Source organism: Tahibacter sp. (assembly GCF_035481375.1).
Taxonomy (GTDB): Bacteria; Pseudomonadota; Gammaproteobacteria; order Xanthomonadales; family Rhodanobacteraceae; genus Tahibacter.
Genome location: NZ_DATIGT010000015.1, coordinates 1 through 5,361 on the forward strand (window position 1 = coordinate 1; position 5,361 = coordinate 5,361).

At 68.0% G+C, this 5,361-nt stretch carries 4 protein-coding genes; 3 read left to right on the top strand and 1 reads right to left on the bottom strand.

Going from position 1 to position 5,361, the window contains the following annotated elements; translation table 11 throughout:
- The first annotated feature begins 97 nt into the window (after positions 1–97).
- The 3 genes from acnD to prpF are packed head-to-tail and all read left to right on the top strand — an operon-like array spanning position 98 to position 4,430.
- Positions 98–2,710, top strand: a complete 2,613-nt coding sequence (gene acnD, locus VLF18_RS00785) for a Fe/S-dependent 2-methylisocitrate dehydratase AcnD (RefSeq protein ID WP_325277706.1) — start codon at positions 98–100, stop codon at positions 2,708–2,710.
- A gap of 54 nt (positions 2,711–2,764) precedes the next feature.
- The gene (locus VLF18_RS00790; protein WP_325277707.1) at positions 2,765–3,214 is read left to right on the top strand and encodes an SRPBCC family protein; all 450 of its coding nucleotides are present in this window, start codon (positions 2,765–2,767) and stop codon (positions 3,212–3,214) included.
- A gap of 37 nt (positions 3,215–3,251) precedes the next feature.
- A complete protein-coding gene (prpF, locus tag VLF18_RS00795) occupies positions 3,252–4,430 on the top strand; it encodes a 2-methylaconitate cis-trans isomerase PrpF (protein ID WP_325277708.1) in 1,179 nt (392 codons plus the stop codon).
- A gap of 202 nt (positions 4,431–4,632) precedes the next feature.
- Here the strand turns inward: prpF and trxC are convergent, their stop codons facing one another.
- Positions 4,633–5,067, bottom strand: coding sequence for a thioredoxin TrxC (gene trxC, locus VLF18_RS00800; RefSeq protein ID WP_325277709.1), 435 nt, complete (start codon positions 5,065–5,067; stop codon positions 4,633–4,635).
- Between the last annotated feature and the right edge of the window lie 294 nt (positions 5,068–5,361).

The following is a 5,361-nucleotide window of genomic DNA, read 5'->3' on the forward strand; positions in this document are numbered from 1 at the left end:
AAGATCATTCGCCCGAGCGCCAACTACACCGGTCCGGAAGATCTCAAGTTCGTGCCGATCGAGCAGCGCAAGTAACCCAAGCCAACGCCAAGGCCTCATGAACACTGCCCATCGCAAACGCCTGCCCGGAACCGAGCTCGATTACTTCGACGCGCGCGAAGCCGTCGACGCGATCCGCCCGGGTGCCTGGGCCGGACTGCCGTACACCGCGCGCGTGCATGCCGAGAACCTGGTCCGCCGCGCCGATCCGGCGATCCTCGCCGACTCGCTCACGCAGTTGATCGAACGCCGTCGCGACCGCGACTTCCCGTGGTTCCCGGCGCGCGTGGTCTGCCACGACATCCTCGGCCAGACCGCGCTCGTCGATCTCGCCGGCCTGCGCGACGCGATCGCCGACCAGGGCGGCGATCCGGCGAAAGTGAATCCGGTCGTGCCGGTGCAACTGATCGTCGATCATTCGCTCGCCGTGGAATGCGGCGGCTACGACCCGAACGCGTTCGCGAAGAATCGCGCGATCGAAGACCGCCGCAACGAAGACCGCTTCCATTTCATCGACTGGACCAAGCGCGCGTTCAAGAACGTCGATGTGATTCCGCCGGGCAACGGGATCATGCATCAGATCAATCTGGAGAAGATGTCGCCGGTGATCCATGCCGAGGACGGCGTGGCCTATCCGGATACCTGCGTGGGCACCGACAGCCACACGCCGCACGTCGATGCGCTCGGCGTGATCGCGGTCGGCGTCGGCGGCCTCGAAGCCGAGAACGTCATGCTCGGCCGCGCGTCGTGGATGCGCCTGCCCGACATCGTCTGCGTCGAACTCGCGGGCCGCCCGCAGCCCGGCATCACCGCGACCGACATCGTGCTCGCGCTGACGGAATTCCTGCGCCAGTCCAAGGTGGTCGGCGCCTACCTCGAATTCCGCGGCGAAGGCGCCGCGGCGCTCGGCGTCGGCGACCGCGCGACGATCTCGAACATGGCGCCCGAATACGGCGCGACCGCGGCGATGTTCTTCATCGACGACAAGACGCTGGCCTATCTGCGCCTGACCGGCCGCAGCGACGAGCAGGTACGCCTCGTCGAAACCTATGCGAAGACCGCGGGCCTCTGGGCCGACGCGCTCGCGACCGCCGAGTACGAACGCACCTTGCATTTCGACCTCGCCGGCGTCGAGCGCAACATGGCCGGCCCGTCGAACCCGCACAAGCGCCTGCCGACCTCCGCGCTCGCCGAACGCGGCATCGCGGTCGGCCTCGACGCGGCGCGCGCGCAGGAGGCGCAGGGCCTGATGCCCGACGGCGCCGTGATCATCGCGGCGATCACGAGCTGCACGAACACCTCCAATCCGCGCAACGTGATCGCCGCCGCGTTGCTCGCGCGCAACGCGAACGCGCGCGGCCTCGTGCGCAAGCCCTGGGTCAAGACCTCGCTCGCGCCGGGCTCGAAAGCCGTGCAGCTGTATCTCGAGGAGGCGGGCCTTTTGCCTGAACTCGAAAAACTCGGCTTCGGCATCGTCGCGTTCGCCTGCACGACCTGCAACGGCATGAGCGGCGCGCTCGATCCGGCGATCCAGCAGGAGATCGTCGAGCGCGATCTCTATGCGACGGCGGTGCTGTCGGGGAACCGCAATTTCGACGGCCGCATCCATCCCTATGCGAAGCAGGCGTTCCTCGCCTCGCCGCCGCTCGTGATCGCCTATGCGATCGCCGGCACGATCCGCTTCGACATCGAGAAAGACGCGCTCGGCCACGCCGCCGACGGCACGCCGGTCACGCTCGCGGACATCTGGCCCGGCGACGCGGAGATCGACGCGATCGTCGCGAGCAGCGTGAAACCCGAACAGTTCCGCAAAGTGTACGAGCCGATGTTCCGCGTGAGCGTCGTGCACGGCGAAAAAGCCGCGCCGCTGTACGACTGGCGTCCGCAGAGCACCTATATCCGCCGTCCGCCGTACTGGGAAGGCGCGCTGGCCGGCGAGCGCACGCTGCGCGGCATGCGTGCGCTCGCCGTCCTCGGCGACAACATCACGACCGACCATCTGTCGCCGTCGAATGCGATCCTGCTCGACAGCGCCGCCGGCGAATACCTCGCGCGCATGGGCCTGCCCGAAGAGGACTTCAATTCCTACGCGACGCACCGCGGCGACCACCTGACCGCGCAGCGCGCGACCTTCGCGAACCCGCAGCTCGTCAACGAGATGGCCGTCGTCGACGGCCAGGTGAAGAAGGGCTCGCTCGCACGTCTCGAACCCGAAGGACGCGTCCTGCGCATGTGGGAAACGATCGAGACGTACATGGAACGGCGCCAGCCGCTGATCATCATCGCCGGTGCCGACTACGGCCAGGGTTCGTCGCGCGACTGGGCCGCGAAGGGCGTGCGCCTGGCTGGCGTCGAAGCCATCGTCGCCGAAGGCTTCGAGCGCATCCACCGCACCAACCTCATCGGCATGGGCGTGCTGCCGCTCGAATTCAAAGCCGGCACTGATCGCAAGACGCTCGCGATCGACGGCACCGAGACCTTCGACGTCGTCGGCGAACGCCGTCCGCGCGCCGATCTGACACTGGTGATCCGCCGCCGCAACGGCGAGGTCGTCGAGACGGCCGTCACCTGCCGGCTTGATACCGCCGAGGAAGTCTCGATCTACGAAGCCGGCGGCGTGCTGCAGCGCTTCGCGCAGGATTTCCTCGAATCCTCGGCACAGGCCGCCTGAATCACCGCACTGCATCGCCCGCGTTCGTCCTCATCCCTGCAAGGAGGTCACGTCATGCCCGGTACCGTCACGCTGCACCGCGTCCTGCGCGCTCCGCCCGATCGCATCTACCGCGCGTTCATCGATCCGGCCGCCATGGTCAAATGGCTGCCGCCGCACGGCTTCACCGGCACCGTGCATGCGATGGATGCACGCGTCGGCGGCAGCTACCGCATGTCGTTCACGAACTTCGGCACCGGCAGCAGCCATGCGTTCGGCGGCACGTATCTCGAACTCGTGCCCGGCGAGAAGCTGCGCTACAACGACCAGTTCGAGAGCGCGGACCTGCCCGGCCAGATGGAAGTGACCATCTCGCTGAAGCCCGTGATGGTCGGCACCGAGGTGCATATCGTGCAGCAGGGCATTCCCGACGCGATTCCGGTCGAGTTCTGCTACGTCGGCTGGCAGGAATCGCTGGCCCTGCTCGCGCAGCTCGTCGAGCCCGAAATCCCCGACAATCCCTGATCGTACACAGATCCACAGTTACGGAACGCGCAACCGCATGAGCCACGCACCGCAGATCCGCATTCCCGCCGTGTACATGCGCGGCGGCACGAGCAAGGGCGTCTTCTTTCGCCTGGACGACCTTCCCGAAGCCGCACGCGCGCCCGGTCCGGCGCGCGACGCGCTGCTGCTGCGCGTGATCGGCAGCCCCGATCCCTACGGCAAGCAGATCGACGGCATGGGCGGCGCGACGTCCAGCACGAGCAAGACCGTGATCGTGTCGCGCAGCACGCGGCCCGACCACGACGTCGACTATCTGTTCGGCCAGGTGTCGATCGACCAGCCCTGCGTCGACTGGTCGGGCAACTGCGGCAACCTGTCGGCCGCGGTCGGGCCGTTCGCGATCGCGAGCGGCCTGATCGACGCGGTGCGGATTCCGAAAGACGGGCTCTGCACCGTGCGCATCTGGCAGGCCAACATCGGCAAGACCATCGTCGCGCACGTGCCGATCACGGCGGGCGACGTGCAGGAGACCGGCGACTTCGAACTCGACGGCGTGACGTTTCCGGCCGCCGAGGTGCAGGTCGAATTCCTCGATCCCGCCGACGACGGCGAGGACGGCGGCGCGATGTTCCCGACCGGCAACCTCGTCGACGCGCTGGAAGTCCCGGGCGTCGGCACGCTGCAGGCGACGCTGATCAACGCGGGCATCCCGACGATCTTCGTCAATGCGCAGGACATCGGCTATGCCGGAACCGAACTGCAGGGCGCGATCAACGAAGATCCGAAGGCGCTCGCGAAGTTCGAGACGATCCGCGCCTACGGCGCGCTGCGCATGGGCCTGATCGCCGACATCGGCGAGGCGGCGAAGCGCCAGCACACGCCGAAAGTCGCTTTCGTATCAAAGCCGGCGACGTATACCGCATCGAGCGGCAGGGCCGTCGAGGCCGGCGAGATCGACCTCAACGTGCGCGCGCTGTCGATGGGCAAGCTGCATCACGCGATGATGGGCACCGCCGCCGTCGCGATCGGCACGGCCGCGGCGATTCCCGGCACGCTCGTGAACCTCGCCGCCGGCGGCGGCGTGCGCAACGCCGTGCGCTTCGGCCATCCTTCGGGCACCCTGCGCGTCGGCGCCGAGGCGCACGGGACCGACGGCCAGTGGACCGTCACGCGCGCGATCATGAGCCGCAGCGCGCGCGTACTGATGGAAGGGCAGGTGCGCGTTCCGGCGTAACGACGCGCGACGGCGGCGTCCGAAACGGCGTGCGTCGCGGCGAGCCGAGGGCGAACCGCAACATCGCGGTGGCCACGCGGCGAAGAACCCACGTCGAGGCGACGCGCAGCATTGTTCAACTGTTGCGCCCGTCTGCCTCCGCCCGGCGCTCGCCGGAAGCGAACACCTCGATATGGGGTTCGCCCGTCGGGCTCGCCGCCAACTACCTGTGGCTCTGTACCCAGCGCACGATATCCGCGCTGCTCATCACGCCGCTCTGCCGCGCGACTTCGCCGCCGCCGCGGATCAGCACCAGCGTCGGAATGCTGCGGATCGCATAGCGCGCCGACAGCGCCGGCTCGGCGTCGGAGTCGACCTTCGCGAGCCGCACCTGCGGTTCCAGCGACTTTGCCGCGGCCTCGAACTGCGGTGCCATCGTGCGGCAGGGGCCGCACCACGCGGCCCAGAAATCCACGAGCAGCGGCAGCTCCGAACGCACCGCGTGCGCGTCGAAGTTCGCCGCCGACAGCGCGACCGGGTGCGCCGTGAACAGCGCTTCGCGACAACGGCCGCAGACCGGCCCCGCGACCAGCCGCGCGTGAGGCACGCGGTTCAGGGTATGGCATTGCGGACAGGCGACGAGCACGGTATCGGTCATGACGTTCTCCGGAATCATGGCCGCGTAGGTTGGGTTGAGCGCAGCGAAACCCAACACCGAGGTGTCTGCGCAACACACGACCCTGCCGGATGAACTCCGTCAGCGCCGGCGTTCTCCGGAATCATGGCCGCGTGTTGCGTTGAGCGCGGCGAACCGCCGCACCGGGGCATCTCCGCAACAAGGTAACCAGGCCCGAGGAACGCCCCTCACCGCCGCTCGAACTGGCTTCCGAAGATCGTGTCGTTCGCAAACAGCCGCAGCACGCCGAAATCGTAGTCGCCGGTGCTGACGCGC

Coding starts and splice junctions, on each gene's coding strand:
- prpF (WP_325277708.1), top strand. CDS start 3,252: ATGAGCCACGCACCGCAGATCCGCATTCCCGCCGTGTACATGCGCGGC.
- acnD (WP_325277706.1), top strand. CDS start 98: ATGAACACTGCCCATCGCAAACGCCTGCCCGGAACCGAGCTCGATTAC.
- trxC (WP_325277709.1), bottom strand. CDS start 5,067: ATGACCGATACCGTGCTCGTCGCCTGTCCGCAATGCCATACCCTGAAC.
- VLF18_RS00790 (WP_325277707.1), top strand. CDS start 2,765: ATGCCCGGTACCGTCACGCTGCACCGCGTCCTGCGCGCTCCGCCCGAT.